At 37.5% G+C, this 19,439-nt stretch carries 17 protein-coding genes and 1 tRNA gene; 12 read left to right on the top strand and 6 right to left on the bottom strand.

Features of this window, described 5'->3' with window-relative positions:
* From M030_RS0120530 to M030_RS0120520, 3 genes are all read left to right on the top strand, one after another.
* Positions 1–1,188 (top strand): efflux RND transporter periplasmic adaptor subunit, encoded by a 1,188-nt coding sequence (locus tag M030_RS0120530; protein ID WP_027375114.1) that lies wholly within the window; start codon positions 1–3, stop codon positions 1,186–1,188.
* Positions 1,188–4,334, top strand: a complete 3,147-nt coding sequence (locus tag M030_RS0120525; protein WP_027375113.1) for an efflux RND transporter permease subunit — start codon at positions 1,188–1,190, stop codon at positions 4,332–4,334. The genes M030_RS0120530 and M030_RS0120525 overlap by 1 nt, the downstream gene beginning before the upstream one ends.
* Positions 4,335–4,413: 79 nt before the next feature.
* Positions 4,414–5,829, top strand: a complete 1,416-nt coding sequence (locus M030_RS0120520) for an efflux transporter outer membrane subunit (protein ID WP_051585200.1) — start codon at positions 4,414–4,416, stop codon at positions 5,827–5,829.
* 119 nt (positions 5,830–5,948) lie between these two features.
* Here the strand turns inward: M030_RS0120520 and M030_RS0120515 are convergent, their stop codons facing one another.
* A complete protein-coding gene (locus tag M030_RS0120515) occupies positions 5,949–6,938 on the bottom strand; it encodes a BtrH N-terminal domain-containing protein (protein WP_027375111.1) in 990 nt (329 codons plus the stop codon).
* A 134-nt stretch (positions 6,939–7,072) separates the two neighbouring features.
* Between M030_RS0120515 and M030_RS0120510 the strand changes: the two genes are divergently transcribed.
* From M030_RS0120510 to M030_RS0120495, 4 genes are all read left to right on the top strand, one after another.
* A complete protein-coding gene (locus M030_RS0120510) occupies positions 7,073–7,561 on the top strand; it encodes a GNAT family N-acetyltransferase (RefSeq protein WP_027375110.1) in 489 nt (162 codons plus the stop codon).
* 1 nt (position 7,562) lies between these two features.
* Positions 7,563–8,048 (top strand): MarR family winged helix-turn-helix transcriptional regulator, encoded by a 486-nt coding sequence (locus tag M030_RS0120505; protein ID WP_027375109.1) that lies wholly within the window; start codon positions 7,563–7,565, stop codon positions 8,046–8,048.
* Between the two features lie 173 nt (positions 8,049–8,221).
* Positions 8,222–8,983: a T6SS effector amidase Tae4 family protein gene (locus tag M030_RS24655; protein ID WP_051585199.1), complete on the top strand. Its 762-nt coding sequence runs from the start codon at positions 8,222–8,224 to the stop codon at positions 8,981–8,983.
* Entirely contained in the window at positions 8,968–9,363 is a 396-nt protein-coding gene (locus M030_RS0120495) for a hypothetical protein (protein WP_027375108.1), read from the top strand. The genes M030_RS24655 and M030_RS0120495 overlap by 16 nt, the downstream gene beginning before the upstream one ends.
* Before the next feature lie 97 nt (positions 9,364–9,460).
* Here the strand turns inward: M030_RS0120495 and M030_RS25815 are convergent, their stop codons facing one another.
* Positions 9,461–10,093, bottom strand: a complete 633-nt coding sequence (locus M030_RS25815; RefSeq protein WP_051585198.1) for a hypothetical protein — start codon at positions 10,091–10,093, stop codon at positions 9,461–9,463.
* A 359-nt stretch (positions 10,094–10,452) separates the two neighbouring features.
* On the opposite strand from M030_RS25815, the gene M030_RS0120485 reads away from it, so the two are divergent.
* Complete coding sequence (locus M030_RS0120485) at positions 10,453–10,677, top strand: hypothetical protein (RefSeq protein WP_027375107.1); 225 nt, start codon at positions 10,453–10,455, stop codon at positions 10,675–10,677.
* Between the two features lie 77 nt (positions 10,678–10,754).
* On the opposite strand, the gene M030_RS0120480 is transcribed toward M030_RS0120485, so the two are convergent.
* Together M030_RS0120480 and M030_RS0120475 are read right to left on the bottom strand one after the other, a co-directional pair.
* On the bottom strand, positions 10,755–13,364 hold the full coding sequence (locus M030_RS0120480) for a TonB-dependent receptor (protein ID WP_027375106.1): 2,610 nt from the start codon (positions 13,362–13,364) through the stop codon (positions 10,755–10,757).
* 352 nt (positions 13,365–13,716) lie between these two features.
* Positions 13,717–15,285, bottom strand: a complete 1,569-nt coding sequence (locus tag M030_RS0120475; protein WP_027375105.1) for a T9SS type A sorting domain-containing protein — start codon at positions 15,283–15,285, stop codon at positions 13,717–13,719.
* Positions 15,286–15,635: 350 nt separating this feature from the next.
* Between M030_RS0120475 and M030_RS0120470 the strand changes: the two genes are divergently transcribed.
* The 3 genes from M030_RS0120470 to M030_RS0120460 all read left to right on the top strand — a co-directional run bounded on the left by M030_RS0120470 (position 15,636) and on the right by M030_RS0120460 (position 17,300).
* On the top strand, positions 15,636–16,223 hold the full coding sequence (locus M030_RS0120470; protein ID WP_027375104.1) for a Crp/Fnr family transcriptional regulator: 588 nt from the start codon (positions 15,636–15,638) through the stop codon (positions 16,221–16,223).
* A 55-nt stretch (positions 16,224–16,278) separates the two neighbouring features.
* A complete protein-coding gene (locus M030_RS0120465; RefSeq protein ID WP_027375103.1) occupies positions 16,279–16,962 on the top strand; it encodes an MBL fold metallo-hydrolase in 684 nt (227 codons plus the stop codon).
* Between the two features lie 264 nt (positions 16,963–17,226).
* Positions 17,227–17,300: transfer RNA gene (locus M030_RS0120460), tRNA-Ala, on the top strand.
* A 110-nt stretch (positions 17,301–17,410) separates the two neighbouring features.
* On the opposite strand, the gene M030_RS0120455 is transcribed toward M030_RS0120460, so the two are convergent.
* Positions 17,411–17,590 (bottom strand): DUF2158 domain-containing protein, encoded by a 180-nt coding sequence (locus M030_RS0120455; protein ID WP_027375102.1) that lies wholly within the window; start codon positions 17,588–17,590, stop codon positions 17,411–17,413.
* Positions 17,591–17,965: 375 nt separating this feature from the next.
* The gene (locus M030_RS0120450) at positions 17,966–18,649 is read right to left on the bottom strand and encodes a hypothetical protein (RefSeq protein ID WP_027375101.1); all 684 of its coding nucleotides are present in this window, start codon (positions 18,647–18,649) and stop codon (positions 17,966–17,968) included.
* Positions 18,650–19,029: 380 nt separating this feature from the next.
* Between M030_RS0120450 and M030_RS0120445 the strand changes: the two genes are divergently transcribed.
* Complete coding sequence (locus M030_RS0120445) at positions 19,030–19,407, top strand: hypothetical protein (protein WP_027375100.1); 378 nt, start codon at positions 19,030–19,032, stop codon at positions 19,405–19,407.
* The last annotated feature ends 32 nt before the right edge of the window (positions 19,408–19,439 follow it).

Raw genomic sequence — 19,439 nt, 5'->3', positions numbered from 1 at the left:
ATGAATAATAAGCTAGTTATACTTTCTATTGCAGCGTTTTCTCTAACTGCCTGCAAAAAAGAAGCTCCCAAACAAGATGGTGCCAAGCCATTTCCTGTTGTTTCCGTGGAGTCAAAAAATATAGTGGGTTATCAGACGTTTCCGGCTACCATTCAGGGTAGGGTAAACAATGATGTACGTGCAAAAATACAGGGATATATCACCCAGTTATTAGTAGATGAAGGACAATATGTAACCAAAGGACAGCCTTTATTCCGTTTGGAAACCAATATTCTTAACGAGAATGCGGCAGCATCCAAGGCAGGGATCGGAGCCGCAGAATCCACTATTGCTGCTGCACAGGCTTCTGTAAATGCCGCCCAGCTTGAGGTCAACAAGCTTAAGCCGCTGGTTCAGAAAAATATTATCAGCAACGTACAGTTACAGACAGCGCAGGCCAATCTGGCTCAGGCTCAGGCTCAGCTACAACAGGCCCACGCTGCCAAAAGACAGGCTGAAGCCAATTATAAAGGAGTAGAAGCTAATATTGAATATTCTATCATCCGTGCGCCTATTTCAGGGGTAGTAGGAAGACTTCCGTTAAAAGTAGGAAGTTTGGTGGGGCCTTCTGATCAGACCCCTCTTACCACCATCTCCGATACTTCTCAGATCTACGCTTACTTCGCGATGAATGAAAAAGAATACTTTAATTTCCTTGAAAAAGCTCCCGGGGCCTCTATGCCTGAAAAAATCAAGAATCTTCCAATGGTTGAACTTCAACTGGCAAACGGAAGTTTATATCCTGAAAAAGGAAGAATTGAGGCTATTACAGGTCAGATCGATCCTACAACAGGGACCATTCAGTTCAGAGTAGGCTTTTCTAATGCCCAGAAACTTCTAAGCAACGGTAACAGTGGAACCATCAGATTCCCGCAACGATATGACAATGTATTGGTTGTTCCTGAAAGTGCTACTTACGAACAGCAAGGTATTGTTTACGTATACAAGATCGATAAAGGAGACACAGCAAGAAACGTTGTCATTAACGTTATCGACAGAATCGACAATATGGCTCTTATCAAATCGGGAGTTAATAAAGGTGAAACCGTTATTGCCGCAGGTATCGGAGGTTTGAAACCCGGAACAGCAGTAAAACCGAAACCCATCAAAATGGATAGTCTTGTTCAATCAATAAAACCGAAATTCTAATGATAAAAAACTTTATTAACAGACCGGTTTTATCTACCGTAATCTCAATTTTAATTGTGATTCTTGGGGTGCTAGGACTGATCTCGTTACCGGTTACACAGTATCCGGATATTGCACCACCCACAGTAAGTGTTTCTGCAAACTACACGGGAGCCAATGCAGAAACGGTAATGAAAAGTGTAGTCGTACCTTTGGAAGAGCAGATCAACGGGGTGGAAGGAATGGATTATATCACTTCTTCTGCAGGAAACGACGGTTCCGCACAAATCCAGGTTTTCTTCAAACAAGGAATTGATCCGGATATTGCTGCGGTAAACGTACAAAACCGTGTCGCCAGAGCAACACCTCTTTTGCCGTCTGAAGTAACGCGTTCAGGGGTTGTTACACAGAAGCAGCAGACCAGTGCCCTGATGTATATGTCTTTCTATTCTGAAAATAAAGATCTTGACGATGTATACCTTCAGAACTTTTTGAATATCAACATTATTCCAAACCTTAAAAGGGTAAATGGCGTAGGGGATGCCAACGTTTTCGGAGGTAAATACTACTCCATGAGAATTTGGCTGGATCCGGCAAAAATGGCTGCCTACAGCGTAACTCCTACAGATGTTACCAATGCAATCAACGAGCAGAGTAGAGAGGCTGCTGCCGGTTCTATCGGTCAAAACAGCGGAAGTTCTTTTGAATATATCATCAAGTATGTAGGTAAATTCAATGATAAGGAGCAATACGACAATATCATCATTAAATCTCTTGCAAACGGTCAGAACCTGATGTTGAAAGACGTTGCTAAAGTAGAACTGGCAGGCCAGTCTTACACAGGGATCGGGGAGAACGGAAACAATCCTTCCATCAGTATGGGAATTTTCCAGACACCGGGTTCCAATGCACAGGAGATCATTAAAAATATTAAAGCATATCTTAAATCTGCGGAAAGCACTTTCCCTCAGGGAGTAAAATATACATTTAACTTTGATACCAACGAATTCCTTGAAGCTTCTATTGAAAAGGTAGTACATACCCTTATTGAAGCATTTATACTGGTATTTATTGTAGTATATATTTTCCTTCAGGACTTCAGATCTACGCTGATCCCGGCCATTGCAGTTCCGGTATCGATTGTGGGAGCTTTCTTCTTCCTGAATTTATTCGGATATTCCTTAAACCTTTTAACATTGTTTGCATTGGTACTGGCGATCGGTATTGTGGTAGATGACGCGATTGTGGTCGTCGAGGCTGTTCATGCGAAGATGGAGCACGGTATTGCTGATGCTAAAAAGGCAACCGTTGAAGCAATGGATGAGATTACAGGAGCCATTATCTCTATTACCCTTGTAATGGCGGCGGTATTTATCCCGGTGACCTTTATTACAGGACCTACAGGAGTATTTTATCAGCAGTTCGGAATTACGCTGATCATTGCGATCATCATTTCTGCAATTAACGCATTGACATTGAGTCCTGTGTTATGTTCACTATTCCTGAAACCTCACGCAGAGCATCATGCAGAGTATAAAAACCTAAACCTGATGCAGAAGTTTTTCTATAAGTTTAATATAGCTTTTAAAACGACAACCGAGCGTTACGGAAGAGGATTTGTATTCCTGCTAAGACATAAATGGGTAACTCTTATCATTTTTGCGGTTACCGGAGGTATTTTATTCTGGGCAAGCAGCAGTATGAAGAAAGGGTTTGTACCTACAGAAGACAGGGGAATTATCTTTACCGATGTACAGCTTCCTCCGGGAGCTTCTATGGAAAGAACGTATAACGCCTTGAAAACGCTTCAGGCTAAGGCATTAAAAGTTCCTGGAGTTCAGAATGTAACGATTTCTACAGGTAGAGGGTTTTTATCCGGAAACGGAAGCAACAACGGTCTTGCCTTTGTTAAACTGAAACCATTTGAAGAAAGAAAAAAAGAGGGCCAGACTTCTGAAGATATCACCAAAAAATTATTCGGAATCGTAGGATCTGTTCCTGATGCTAAAGTAGTATTCTTCCAGCCGCCAAGTGTACCTGGTTTTGGTAGTAGTGCAGGTTTTGAAATGGTATTGCTGGACAAGGCAGGTGGAGAATATGTTGATTTGGATAATAAAACCAATGAATTCATCGGTAAGCTGATGCAGAGACCTGAAATTCAGTTTGCTCAAACATCATTTAATACCAGATATCCTCAGTACCAGATGGAGATTAATGTTCCTCTGAGCAAGCAGCTTGGGGTTTCTGTCAATGACATTCTGTCGACTATGCAGGGGTATATTGGAGGTATTTACACAGCCGACTTTACCAAGTATGGTAAACAGTTCAGGGTGATGGTTCAGGCGCTTCCTGAAAACAGAAAGAATATTGAAAACCTAAACGAACTCTATGTAAGAACAGGGTCAGGTGTAATGTCTCCGATCTCACAATTTGTAACCTTAACAAAAGCATACGGACCACAATCTGTAAGCCGTTATAACTTGTTTACATCCGTGAAAGTAACGGGAGCAAACTCTGAAGGATACAGTTCCGGGGATGCTATTGCTGCTGTACAGCAGGTGGCAAGTGAAACACTGAATCAAAACTATGCAGTAGAATTTACAGGGTTGACCAGAGAAGAATTGAATTCGGGATCCCAGACCCTTCTGATCTTTGCATTGAGTTTAATTTTTGTATACTTTATTCTTTCAGCGCAATATGAAAGTTATATCCTTCCGCTGGTTGTCGTAATCTCACTTCCTTTAGGGGTAATGGGTGCTTACTTAGGCCAGAAATTGATGGGTCTGGAAAATAATATCTACTTTCAGATTGCCCTGATCATGCTTGTTGGGCTACTCGCTAAAAATGCAATCCTTATCGTCGAATTTGCTGTTCAGCGAAGACACCATGGGGAGACCATTGTGATGTCTGCCATCAATGCAGCTAAAGCCAGGGTGAGACCGATTCTGATGACATCATTCGCCTTTATCTTTGGTCTGTTGCCGTTGGTACTGGCTAGCGGAATTGGTGCTGTGGGTAACAGATCTATTGCAACAGGTGCAGCAATCGGACTATTGATAGGGACTGTTTTAGGATTATTTGTAATCCCGGTACTGTACGTGATTTTTGAAACATTGCAGGAAAAAATCAAGCCTATCAAAAAAGAAGAGATCAATTTAGCAGAATAAAAATTAATGATCCAGATCTTAGAAGTCAGATCTGAAAACTGACTTCTAGTTTCCGGATGCTAACTTTCAATTTTAACTAATGAAGAGTTTATTAAACATCATAAAAGGAATAACTTTCTCCGTCTTCATATTGGGAGCCATCTCATCCTGTATGGCCAGAAAAGAATATGAAAGACCAAAGAATGTTGTTGACGAAAAGCTTTACCGTACTGATAATCTTCCTTCAGACAGTACAAGTATTGCCAATATCTCGTGGAAAGAAATTTTCACAGATCCGATCCTTCAGGGACATATCTCCAAAGCTTTGGAGAATAACCTGGATATCAGGATTGCCCTGGAGAGTATTAATTCTGCGGAAGCATATCTGAAACAGAGTAAGGCAGCGTATCAGCCGACACTTTCTATTGGCCCCAACTATACTTTCCAGACCCAGTCTATCAATACCCAGTTTGGGCAGATCATTGGGGAAAGACGGTACGTAAACCAGTTTGACATTACAGCCAGTCTGGGTTGGGAAGCGGATATCTGGGGTAAGCTAAGGGCACAGGAAAAAGCCCAGCTCGCAACATATTTAGGAACTGTTGCTGCGCACAAAGCGGTTAAAAGCAGTCTGGTTTCTTCCATTGCTTCTGCGTATTATCAGTTACTGACTTTCGATGCGCAGAAAAGAATTATTTCAGAAACAATTGCCGTTCGTGAAAAAAACTTAGAAACCACTAAAGCGTTAAAAGTCTCGGGAACAGTGACGGAAGTAGCCGTACAACAAAGTGAAGCACTTGTGTTCAATGCAAAATCATTACTGATCGACATTGATACACAGATTCAGTTGCTTGAAAATACGATGAGCCTTTTAATGGGCGTGCCGTCTCAGACTATTGCAAGATCTACCTTAGAAGGTCAGAATATTCCGATTGATTTAAAATTAGGATATCCTGCTCAATTACTGGCCAACCGTCCTGATGTCATGAGAGCAGAATTTAACCTGATGAATGCTTTTGAACTGACTAACGCGGCGAAAGCTCAGTTTTATCCTACTTTAAAGCTGACGGGAACCGGAGGGGTACAATCTGTGGATATTGATCACCTTTTCAGTGTGAATTCATTATTTGCCAATGTTGTAGCCGGATTGGCCCAACCGATTTTAAATAAGAGACAAATCAAGACCAACTATGATGTGAGTCTTGCCAATCAGGAAACGGCTTATTTAAATTTCAGGAAAACAGTTCTTACTGCAGGGAAAGAGGTTTCTGATGCCATCAGAGTATTTTCGGTGCAGGATTCATTTATTGAATTAAAAGAAAAGGAACTTGGCGCTTATAAAAAGTCCGTAGACTATTCTCAGGAATTGGTTAATTACGGAATGGCTAATTACCTTGAAGTGCTCAATGCAAGTGTGAATTCACTGAATGCAGAACTTAATATTTCGAATGCAAGATACAGCAAAATGAAAGCTGCCGTTGAGCTTTATCAGGCTCTTGGAGGAGGCTGGAAATAGTTGTTGCTCGGGAACAAAATAACAAACGTGTGTCAGTAATGGCGCACGTTTCTTTTTTACAGGACAGCGAATTATGATAGTTTCAGATATAGTATTGATTTTAAAATAATGAAAGCAGGCTAAGAATCAGCTATGGTTGCTAATATTTCCATTGTCTTTTTTTCTTTATCTGAAAGGGTTTTCAAAATATCCGATGCCTCTTGAACGTACTGAATATCTTTCGTTTCACTTGCTTTCTCAAATAAACTGGCTACAGAAGTCCACAGATTTGCAATTTCCGAAAATCCTTCATATCCTGTTTGTAATTGTTCAATCTTGAGTAGCTCATAGCTTTCTCGAAGGAAATCACGATATAAATTTCTGAACAAAGCTCCTCCTGTCCCTGCTTTCTCCATCATCATCGCTGACAGTCTGAACTCTTCCTGAACATTTTTACTTGTCTTAAACCATTTGATAATTTCATGACTTGTTTTCAAAATGCCTTTATATGAAATATTTGTAATAGGCGGGTTCAGGTATTCTGTGGCGTTATTTTTAATTGCAGTTGTTATTGCTTTTTTTAAATCGAAATTTTCATCCGTTTTGTGTAAGGTATAGTACAGATTTTTAGAAGCCATAGGTCCCTTTTCAGCACGGGCCAACGCAAGACTTTCTAAAGAGGTTTGTACCGTTCCGCCTTGTTGTCTGGTATCCACAAGGAAAGCATTTTGTGAATCGTAGCCATAGATGGCAGCATAATGTCCTGCAAAATGGAAGGGATTTGTAAAATATTCAAGGTGATAACAGTCCATTTTTAAGCCGACAGCCTGTCCCTGGTCGAGGATTTCTTTTACGGCAAGCCAGGCTTTTTGAGGAGAAGAAGTTTCTTTAACAGTTAAGGTTAGGTGTAAATTTCCGGCTATATTTTGGGTCAGCAAGTCGGTCTTTATTCTTCCTCCAATAAACGGAAAATCCATTGTTTTCATATTCCAGTAGATGAAGCCGAGTCCTTCACCCAACCCAAACAACATGGGCTCTGAAAGTTCAATTCCTATCTGTTGTAGCAAAGTACCCGTTGCTGTGGTTTCACAGTGCTGTCCGTCAAAGGGTTTTACATTTTCAATGATCATTGGTGGTTGTCAGGTTATTTCTGTGATGAAAATTACATAAATATCCGATTCAAATAACATTAAATTAAAATATTAAAAATTAATTTGTATATATGTATTTAACTACGTAGTTTTATACCTTAAATAAAAAATCTATGAAACTGAAAATTCAGCCTATTGGTAATGAATACTCAGAACAGGCGATTGATCTGATTCTGACGATTCAGCAGAAGGAATTTAATATTCCGCTTACGATCCACGACCAACCTGATTTATTAGAGATTGAAGATTTCTACCAGAAAGCAGGAGGTAATTTCTGGGGTGCTTTTATTGATGGAGAACTGGTAGGTTCCATTGCTCTGGTAAAATTTGATGAAAAGGCAGGAGCGGTAAGGAAAATGTTTGTGAAGAAGGAATTCAGAGGCAGAGAATTGAATATTGCACAGATTTTACTGGAGATTTTAATTTCCTTCTGTAAGGAAAACAGAATTGATGATATTTATTTAGGAACTATAAATGTCCTGAAAGCCGCACAAAGGTTTTATGAGCGGAACGGATTTTCGAAAATTGAAAAAGAAAAACTTCCGGACCTGTTTCCATTGATGAGTGCTGATGATATTTTTTACCATGTAAAAATAGACTGAGATGAATGTAATCAACGAAGCAGGAATTCTTGCGATATCTACGAGGCTGCACCGTCTCAGTGAGCAACTGAGGAAAGATGGCGCTTTGATCTATAAAGCATTTGGAATTGATTTTGAACTCAAATGGTTTCCCGTCCTTTTTACCATTTATAAAAAAGAATTGATAAGCGTTGTGGAAATTGCCAATGAGATAGGGTATACCCACCCTTCAACGATCACCTTACTCAAAGAATTGGAAAAACTGGAACTGATCCGGTGGGAAAAAGATCAACATGACGAACGTAAACGACTTTTTATGCTCACTTCAAAAGGCATTGAACTTATTGACAAAATGAAACCGGTTTGGGAACTGATGTCACAGGTATTGGGCGATATTGCGGATAACAGGAACAATCTGCTGACGGCTATTGATGAAGCAGAGGATAAACTTGCGAGTCAGTCTTTTTATCAAAGGGCGTTGCAGGTTAAGAATTCGGAAACAAGGTGATCGTAGTTTTACTACAATTTTAAAGATATCTGCGTAAAAAGTAATTTTCAATTTATTTTTTATCTAATTTTAAAAATATAATTAAACGATGTTTAACAATGCGTTATTTTCTCTAAAGCATGTATTGGGGTGCCTTAAAGCGAATGTAACGGTTTTTTAAAGCAGATAAGATTATGAATTTTAATAATTTAATTCCGGTTTTTCTTGAACAGCAGAGAAGTTTTGTTGCGACAAGCGGAACCCGACAGACAAAACCTATTAAGATTAAAAGGCCTAGCTGGGCTGACATGATTAAAAATTATCCCGGCACTTCTATAAAATCAAAGAAATTATATGATGATATAGGAGGAAGCTTTCCAAAATACAAGACAGATGAAGAATTATTGAGTTCTTATTTGGCCAATTCTTGTGCTATAAGGATGAGCAGAGGATTAAATTTAAGCGGATTTAAATTACCCAAAAGCAATAAAGGATACGGTACGAAAGGAGGAGTTATGAGTGGTGATAAAGATGTATCATACTGGCTCCGAGTTCGTGAACTAAGTCCGTATATCGCAGCGCATTTAGGGAAACCTGAAATTGATTATACATTAGCTAATCTGGCCATGCCTAATGAATACAAAAAAAGACAATCCTTAACACCTGCAGAATGGAATGGTCTGAAAGCTAAAAAAGAAAAACTTACAGATGAGCAATGGAAAAATATAAGGAAAACCAAAGGTATTATTGTTTTTGATGTATCCGGATGGGGAGATGCTACTGGACATTTTACATTGTGGGATCAATCTAATTTAATATATCCGGGTGGAGCAGATCATGACACCCCGGGAAATGAAAAATATTATTTCAGTTTATTATATTACGGCTGGAATTCAAAAAAGAATGAACTTACATTAATACAAACAAACAGAATAAGAATATGGGAGTTAAAATAATTGCTGCAGCAGCCACTTTGTTTTTAAGTAGTATTGTATCTGCACAAAGTGAGGGACAGATCTTAAAAAAATATTCCTTACATAAGTGTCTTGCCAATAATTATAAACTGGCTGATCCTTCATTCAACAGCCATGATTATTCGGCCTCCTATATGTTTCAGATTAAAAATGCTGATTACAAAAAACTTGAGCAGTTGGATCAGTATATTGAAAAGACAACTTCCAATTATTACAAAGCAGCAACTGCTGAAAATCTCGAAGACGGAAAAGCTAATTATATCTTTTGGTCCTGTATGGATTTTTATGAATCAAAAGGGCTTGACGGATTTATTAAAAAGCTGACAGGCGTAGCACGAAAAAAGAAAATCCAGGGAAAATAATGCAACAGACCAACTGACATTATTTATAATTTATAAGAAGACCCACCAAGCATGGCGGGTTTTTTCGTTTTCTGATAATTTGATGTAACTTTCATTTTTATTCTTTAATTATGTCAAGTGGTTCTCTAACAGGGCATATATTTTTCAGATATTGTTTATCTTTTTCCGTTAATGAATTTGTTCCAAGAGCAATATCTTCCCATGATTGTTCATTCTGACGTTTAAGAGCAAATTCAATGGATTCGATTTTTATTTTCTTATTTAGTCCCAGTATTCTCAAATCTATTCGTTGTCCTTCTTTTATTTCACCTTCAGTAATTTGTCCTATTAAGAAAAAATTTCTTTCTGTAATTTGGATGGTACTATTGATCTTAAATTTGGCAACAGTTAAGTAATGCCAGCTATATCCGCAATACCTGCACTGTTTAGCATGAGGAGTACGGGCTAGTTTGTCACACTTCGGACAATTGTTGAAAAATACTTTTTCAGAAGATTCATTCATGATTCGTCTGGCTACATTGAGTTGAAATTCTTCATACCCATTTTCTAATAAAGCTATTACCATAGGATCAGAGCTGATCCATCCTTTTTCTATCATCAACCGTTTCATAGTAGGATTGTTAGAGCTTTTATAATTAGATATATAATGTTTTAAGGTTAATTTTTCAATATCTGACATTAGGTAACTGAAATACTTAAAGACATAATGTATTTTTTCCTGATCTATCATAATATAAACTTATAATTGATTTTTAGTTTTGTCTAATGTATCACTTATTTTTTTTGATTTGTTATTCATAATAAGAAATCCCTGCAACATAGTCGTTTCCATCATATTTATCACCTAATAATTCTTGTTTAGAAGCTAAAAATTAATACTACTAACGAGCCGGAACTTTCAAAATCCATTGATATTTTTTGCTACGCAATATATTTTGAATTTAAATCATATACAGAATGATACATTAATTTTTCATAATATATCATTTAACGGTGAATTTTTTATATATTTATTCCTATATTAGTGAAATAATTATCGCGAAATTATAGCCAGCAAAAATTAATGATCAACATCAAATCAACAAAATCATGAACACAAGACATTCAAAGCTGAAAAATGCACAAAAACTAGCAAAAAACCAATTAAAAACTATTCAAGGAGGAGCAGGGGACTGTTATCTTTGTGCTTCCAAAAGACCTATATTAATAAATGGTGTTTACAGGATCGATGTACGTCCGATAACAGCAGCGGAAATACCAAGCTGTAATGCTGATCCTAAGTATCATGTAATCTCCTGTGGTGTTCCTGTTTAGTATTTATAGTTGGATACACTGAAAAATTAAACCCGCCGATACCGGCGGGTTTAATCATATTATTAAAAATATAGTGTTTAGAATCTAAAAGTAGCTGCAACTGACCATGTTCTTCCAAAACCAAGGAATCCTGTGTTACCGTCTGCAATACCCTGATATACTCTTCCTGCCTCCTGGTAAGTTTTTCCTGCATCAGGACCATTGGCAATTTTATCAGTAGTATGAATGTTTGAACTTAATTCAGAAATATAATACTTGTTGAATAAATTATAAACATTTGCTCGTAGTGTCAGAGATTTTTTCTGACTGATTTCAAATTTATAGCTTGCCCCTACATCAAACAGATTGTAGCTTGGTAATTTTACAATCCCTTTTTCTCTGTCTGCTTCTGTAAGGAAGTTGATAGGGTTGAATTGTGCATATAATTTGTCATAATACTCCCAGTTAGCATCAATACTGAAGGCCTTGGTAATATTATAATCAACACCTAAACTTGCTGTCGTCTGCGCAGCATCTCCCACTTTAAGATCTTTAATATTGATCGTACCCGTTGCTCCGGAAACTTCCTGATTGCTTTGAACATCAAGAATGTTGAAATTTGCATTTCCTTTGTATTTCCAGTTTCCTAACGATAGCATCCCTCTTACTTTAAGGTTAGCAAAAGGTCTTGCCTTTGCCTCCAATTCAACACCCTGGTGTATTTGTCCCACATTAAGGGCATTATAGAAATAGGCGTTTCCAAGCTGAAGCTGGGGGAACTTGGCCACATCCGCAGCCGTAGCATTGAACGTTCTTGAAATAAATCTGTCATCCCACTGCGTTCTGTATGCATTAATATTCACGTCGATATAACGGGATTTGAAACCATAACCCAATTCTAAAGAGAAGATTCTTTCGTTTTTAGCATCGTTATAAATGTTCTGGTTAGAAGGGAATAAAGCGTTGAACAGGGGCTGTCTTGAAATAACTCCTGCATTAAAAAATACATTGTGGTGGTCATCAATATTATAATTGGCCCCTCCTTTTACAATATATCCTGTTTTGTGATACCATTTTGTTTCCTGATTTCCCGGAGTGTACAACATATAATCTCTTCTCTTGTAGTACTGTTCAGAAACCGATCCCTGTACAGATGCACTTAGTTTTTCAGAGCTATATTCAACCATTCCATATACGCCGGCCCATTTTACAAGACCTTCGTTGTAGATCGATACTTTCTGAGCATTATTAAGCTTAGTAAGGGGTTCAGGTTTTACTGTACGGTCAATATAATAACCGTTTGGAGCATTGACTGTATTTTTAACATATAAGGCATTAGATCCCAACATATCGGTCACGATATCATAAAGGGCGCCTTTGTACGTTTTAAGATCGATTCCTCCGTTAAAGGTCCAGTTATTCTTTTTATAATTAAGGTCTGCAATGACTCCGTACCAGTCGTGAGCATTAATACTTTGCTTTCTTACAATACCGCTTGTTCCGTTCAGAGTGGATACATATTGTCCGTTATAATCGGTAGGTCCACCTGCAGGCGCTGTAAAGGTACCTTTCTGGAAAGAATTTCCGTTATAATCGGTTACCGTACCTCCCTGGTTGTAGCGGGAAATCATATCCCAGTTGATTGTACCATCTCCGCCCGGTCCGTAATTCATGAAATTCATGGTTTGCCCGTTAGCATTTTTAATGGAACCGTTCAGCCCGGTACCTCCGCCTCCGCGTCCCCATGAGCCGTAAACAACTGTGGATAATTTAAGGTTGTCATTGATATTCCAGTCCCAGTTTAAGGAAGCGATTGGCTTGTGATAAAAGTTAGGCGCTAAATTAAATTGAGAACCATTCATCATTCCGGTTTGCGGATTGTATCTTCTTCCATAGGTATCCAATTGGCGCAGAGTAGCTACATTGGCTCCGGTAGCAGAAGACCTTCTTGTATCGTGTACCTGTGGCGCTCCGGTTGCAATTAAGTTGAAGGCATGCTTTTCATTAGGCTTAAATCCTGTAGAGAAAAACCATGAATATCCTTCACCTTTTGTTCCGTTGATATATCCGTCACCTTGCCAGCGGGAAAGCAATACAGTGGTTCCCCACTTATTTTTTAACCCTGAAGAGTACATGGCAGATAATCTGGAATAGTTGTCGTTACCAGCCTCAGCTTTGATCATTGCTTTTTGTTCAGAATCAGTAGCTTTGGTTACAATATTGATGGTTCCACCTACGGAAGGAACTACAAATTTAGATGCTCCCAGACCTCTCTGAATCTGAATATTGCTTGCAATATCAGCCAAACCAGTCCAGTTAGACCAGTATACAGTACCTCCCTGCATATCATTCACCGGTTGTCCGTTGATGATCACTGCGATATTGGCACCGTCAAAACCTCTCATGTTGATTCTACTGTCACCGAATCCGCCACCAACTTTGGTGACATAGACGGATGGAGTAGACTTCATGATTTCAGGAAACTCTCTGTTTCCTAATTTCTCCTGAATTTCCGCTGCCTTAATTGTGGAAACTGCAACAGGAGTTTTTCTTTCTTTGGCTGTTTGAGATAGGTTTCTACCTACCAACATCACCTCATCAATAGATTTGGATTTTTCTAAAGAATCCTTTGTCGTCTGCCCGTAATATAAGGCAGCCGTAGGCAATACAAGCGCTATAAGAAGGCGCTTTTTAAAAATAATGCTCATGAAATAAACTAGCGTGTTTAAGTTTTAAGGCTGCAAAGATGACTATTTATTTTTGAATTGAGTGTTAAATCTTAAAGAAGTGATTTCATAAAAGTGAAATATTAACAGGTTTGTACTTGATATTAAAATTATGATATAAATATAATTTTTTAATTTACAGTTTGTTACAGATTATATAATGGTTGAAAAGGAATTTATTTAGAGAGATTATAATTAGACGATCTAATGCCTGTTTTTTAATTTTTAAAACAGATGTTTAATAATTAATCCCCTTATGAAAAGAAAATCCTGCAATCTGTTTAATTTGCAGGATTTATAGAGTTGATAAATGTAATACCTTACTTATATAGTATTAGTTTTTAATAAACTTAGAACTAATCGTTTCTTTGGCATTTTTTATCTGGATAAGGTAGTTTCCGGGTGTCAATCCAGAAACATCAATGCCCTTTTTCCCATCGGCATCATCTTTTGAAAGAACCAGTTTTCCATTCATATCATAGACTGTTACTTTTCCTTCGGTATTGAATTTCAGAATATCCTTTACAGGATTTGGATAGAATTGAGCATCTTGTTTAACAGGAGTACCTTCTTTAGTAGACAGGTTGGCAGAAGTATTTTTAAACTTTACGACAGCCGTTTTATATATATTATCTGTTGGGTTACTAAGATTTGCACTGACATAGATTTCTGTCATATCAGCATTGGTTCCTGCATCAATAAAGGTTTCAAAAGAAGCAGGATCAATATCATGTACTACATAGCCATTGGTTCCAAATGTACTGTCTAATGTTCCATCGGTATTAAAACGGGCTAACAATATTTCTTTATTCTGAGTGGTTGTAGAATTAACTACATACGTTGTATTACCGGCTAATAAGATTTTGCCATCCGGCTGTATGAACATTTTTCGGAAATTAGTTTTATAGGCGGTTATAGATGAAAAAGCAGCAGAAACATTCAAATATCCGGTAAAGTTAGTATTTCCGAAAGAGTAGTCTAGATTGCCATACTTATCTGTTTTATAGATTCGGTAATAATACAATGATGCTCCACTGCTATAGGAATTGTCTACAGCCATTACATAAAGATTATCCTGCGCATCCAGCTGATAATCTACACCACCATTGCTGCCACTATCTGAACCCTTAGAAGCATAAAAATTAAAATTATTGTCCTGGCCACCCTGAGAATTATACTTTGCTACAAATGCCATTGAACCTTGTCTGTGGCTCACCCCTGAATTATTATTAATTTTATATAAACCACCACCAACAAAATAATTTCCATCGGAAGCTTTAAGGATCTTTGCGGCGCCTGTACCCATATGAATTCCTGTACTCCCCGTTATAGCAGGGATATACACAGGTGAAATGGAAAAACCTGAAGTACCTGTTTCATTTTTTAAAACGACCACACCCCGGCCTCCCATATAATACCCGTCACTTGCCAGAATGAAAAAAGAATTAGTGCTGTTATCATTCGAAAGATGAATATTCGGTTTCTCTATACACGGAGAGCAGGACGAGTTACTAAAGTCAATACCATTATTTGGTGAAGTACCAAAAGTAGTATCTACACTTCCGTTTGAATTTAACCTTTTTACTCTCGTAGTGTATAAGCTGTTTTCTTCCTGCGTTAATAACTTTCCATTGGAATAAAGATAGATACTTTTATAAGGGTTCGCATTTGAAAATACTCCCGTATTCCCGAAAGTAGAATCTAATGTACCATTACTGTTTAGCTTTTTTATCTGGTTGTTCACCATTAAAAAAACTTTGCCATCATTTGTAACCTGAATATTCGGGGAGCCGGTTGGTGCTTCATAGCGCACTCCGTTCGTGCCAAATGTTAAATCTACCTGCCCGCTTTGTCCATAGAACGAGCCTGCTGAAAAAAATGCTAATAATAAGAAATGTCTCATGATTTTTTTAATTTTAGTTTTTCGGTTATTAGTTTGCGTGCAAAAATATAAAAAATGATTAAAAAAATTCCATAAAACAATCGATTTGATTAATAATTTAAGTAAAATAATTAATTTTTAGGATTTAATTCATTAAAAAAAACAAATGTCGGGTAAATATTGAAATTGTTTAAAGATGGGAGAAAACAAGAAAAAACCAAGGAATTGCATGACTTGAAATAGATAAATAAAGAGATTAAAAAAAGCTACAGATGTTACTTTTTTTGAATGTATATTATTTGTTAGTTTTGGATACTCGATGTGATGTTGTATCCACATAAGGAAAAATAAAATGATAAAAAGAATGATAAATGACTGATGAATTTGAAAATTACCTGTCCGGTATAGCAGAACTGTCAGCAGAAGAGGTCAATTTTTCTGTACAGTTCTTCAAATCCAAACATGTAAAGAAAGGTGAATTTTTTATTCGTGAGAATGAAGTCTGCCGTGATATTGGATTTATCAGTGTCGGTGCTGTAAAAGCATATGCTATCGACGAAGATGGGAATGAAAATATAACATGCTTCAAATTTGAAAATGAATTTGTAACCTCATTTTCGGAATTTGTGTCACAGGAAAAATCCAGAAGGAGCATCAGAGCTATAGAAGATACTGTAATCTATACAATAGGCTATCTTGATTATCAGCAACTCACAGATCAGGTAACCGCATGGAATAGCGTTATTAAATCGGTGATGGAGAAAGAGTATATCCAAAAGGAACGTTATATGCTGAGTTACAATAATAAGTCGGCTTTAGATAAATACCGCAATGTTTTGTCTGGTGAACCAATGCTCGCCCGGCGAATAGCAACACAGGATCTGGCATCTTATCTTGGTATTACGCAACGTTCACTTACCAGGGCGAAGAGGCAAATCCTCAGATCCGATATATTCTAGGACAAATGTCCTTATGCAGCTCTGATCAGCAATGTAGATTTGCAAAAAAAAAATTATGTTACGTGAAATTGCACCTGAAGTATTCCATATTCCGCTTATGCCAAGAAACAGCATCAACTGTTATATTATTGAAGGAGTACTGGTAGATTCCGGAATAAGGAATTCATATACCATTATAAAGAAGACCATCCGGGAAATTCCTGTTTATCAACATGTATTAACGCATGCCCATCCGGATCATCAGGGCTGCAGTGATCAGATATGTGCAGAGTCTGGGATCCCTTTGCTTTGTCATCCCGACGAGGTTGTAAGGACCGAATCCGGTATGGTAACCACTGAATATCCGACTCCGCAACATTGGATAGCACAACTTCAACAAAAGTACTGGGCTGGTCAGGGACATAAAGTTGATGAGACAATCGCCGAAAATGATATGATCGGAAACTTTAAGGTAATAGAAACTCCCGGACATTCAGCCGGTCATATTTCTTTATTCCGCGAGCGGGATGGTGTACTGATAATCGGGGATGCGGCGACCAATATGAATCTGCTTACCACAGTGGCGGGTCTGAGGCTTCCTCCAAACCTATTCACATCTGATCAGGAATCTAATATCAATTCGCTCCAAAAATTAGCACAGCTACATCCGGCTATCATATGTTTTGGCCACGGACCGGTCATGCAAAATAAGGATAGGAAGTTCGAGCAATTTGTATCTCAGTGCAGTCAGCTTATTTAAAGGAAAAGAGGCAAAGTGTCAATTGAAATCTTTACTTGTTTACAATGTAAATAATAAATATAGACTTTTACCACAAACTACATAGTTTAAAATACTTCTTCCTTTCGATTTTAAGACTTATCCGATATATTTTTTCTTGATTTTTTTATCTCTATAATACCTCTTTTTCCTTTTGTGGAAGATTTTGTATAAAAAATCAAGAAAAATTTGCGAAAAGATTTGCAAATATCAATTAAATACTTACTTTTGTACCGCTTTAAAGAAGGGGGATTGGCGCAGTTGGCTAGCGCGTTTGACTGGCAGTCAAAAGGTCACGGGTTCGAATCCCGTATTCTCCACAAAAATAAAAGAGCGGTAATGTATTTTATCGCTCTTTTCTATTGTAAACTGGGTGATACTATTATCAGAGAAGATATTAATAGTAGAATTGAAATTATTCGGCAGCTATTTATTTATCTCTGTTATATCGTACCAATGTATCTTTGTGAAAATGTCCCACCTGTAAAAGCTCCTGTGAAAACCAGACGCATTCGAAATATCCCTGGCCTTTATGTGAAACATCATTGATTGTCATAATTGTTCTTGCATCCGATTTTAAATACACGGTGTCTCCAATTTGTAATTCCATAGTTGTATGATTCTGTTTACTCAAATATAAAGAAATATATTGAGGTCTGTCTATTAATGCAAATTTGACAACTTATAAAATCCTGTATTATAATGAACTTTCTTTCCGATGTCAAACTGTTAAGACATTGTTTTATCAAAAGTATTGTAGATTCTAAAATAAATTACCGATGAAACCACTTATTATGATCATAATCATAAAGCAAATGCATGATACATTAATACTTTTATCGTAAGTTTTTCATCAATCCCTAATAGTTTTTAGCCTCCTTCCGGAGGCTTTTGTATACCACTGTTTTTCCTGTTGATCATAAATAAAATAAAGCAGCCGCAATACCTATTGCGATTGTTTTTATGAAAAGGAAATAAGGAAGTATTAGAAACTTTTAGAACGGGCAACCTCAATAAGGTATACCAGGTGGGCAAACATGCTTCGTTTTACAGACTCTACCTTTATCGCTCCTGTTGTAGCATTAATTGTCGTTACCAGATCCGTATTACATTGTCCGGAAAATGATCCGCTTCCCTGGTAATTGGCCATGTTGGCAGTAGGATAAGATATTCTTGGATAATCCGGCGGAATCTGGTTGGCAGTAGGCGCTGTACCGGTTAATCCTTTATTGTCAATATAGCGCGCTGCCCATGTCCCCAGAAATTGTCCGTTTCCGGTATTGATGGTTTGTCCTACAACGATTTGAGTTTCAACAGGATTTGTAAACCCTGAGCAGGAGCTATAATGATTTAATGTTATCGTACAGGATGAAGCATTATCTGAGGGTTGATAGCACGGGCCGTCATACACGGTAGATCTTTGTTCGGCGGGAGAGGTGGAAGTATTTAATATGGCTTTTGGGGAGAAAATTTCTTCCGGTGAAATTAAAGTAAGAACCCCCTGGGCATCAGCAGAAACAATCTTTCTGTCGGGATTAGCCAGATTTCTTACTCTCGCTGATCCGTTAACGTCTAATGTATTGGTAGGTGAGTTGGTGCTAATTCCTACTTGTGCGCTCATGAAACTGCATAAAGCAAGAGCGGCCAAAAAAGAAGTCGTTGTTTTCATGTTATAAATTGATTGTGTTTGAATTTTTCACTAAGGTAAGAAATATCTATGATTTATAATGAAAATCATATTAAAAATCGTTTATAGAAGCATATTAACGGAATATTTAGTATACCTGAATTTTTTTAATGTAACGAAACCTTTAATCTCAAGATCATAAATTTGTTTGAAAAATATTTGTATTTTAGCCGGAATGTTTTTGTTTTTAATAAAGATATTGCCCACTGCTTAAATTTCAGATAATCTGAATAAAAAAATTAGTAGATTTGCACGAAACAAAAAAATAAATATTAAGCTCTGTAATCTGTTGGTAAGAATTTTTCGAAACCTCCAGGAAATAGAGGATAACAGGATTTTAGGTTATAAAACTACTGAAAACTATGAAGAAACTATTTTTACTTTTATTAACGGCATTTTTATGTATCGGTTGTAGCTCAGATGATGAGACAATTCATGACTACGTTGGAACATGGTCTGGGACTTTTGAAGGAGGGGATAAAGGAGTATGGAACTTTGTTGTAGACAATACCGGTAAAGTGGTCGGAACCATGCATTCCGAAACCACTACTGATAACTATAGTATTTCTGGTAGTGTAAGTAACTCAGGAGATTTAACCGGTACACTGGGGCTTCCTGCAAAAGGCGAATTCAAAGGAAAACTGACTATAGATAAAACAGTTAAAAACGGAAACGGAAGCTGGGGCAATACACTTCCCACACCCGCACAATACGGAACCTGGAAAGGAACAAAAAAATAACATAAAAAGTCTGCATATCGCAGACTTTTTTA

It is taken from the genome of Chryseobacterium sp. UNC8MFCol, assembly GCF_000482305.1.
In the GTDB taxonomy this organism is placed as follows: domain Bacteria; phylum Bacteroidota; class Bacteroidia; order Flavobacteriales; family Weeksellaceae; genus Chryseobacterium; species Chryseobacterium indologenes.
The sequence above is the reverse complement of the archived record's forward strand: the minus strand, read 5'-3'. Positions and strand labels throughout refer to the sequence as shown.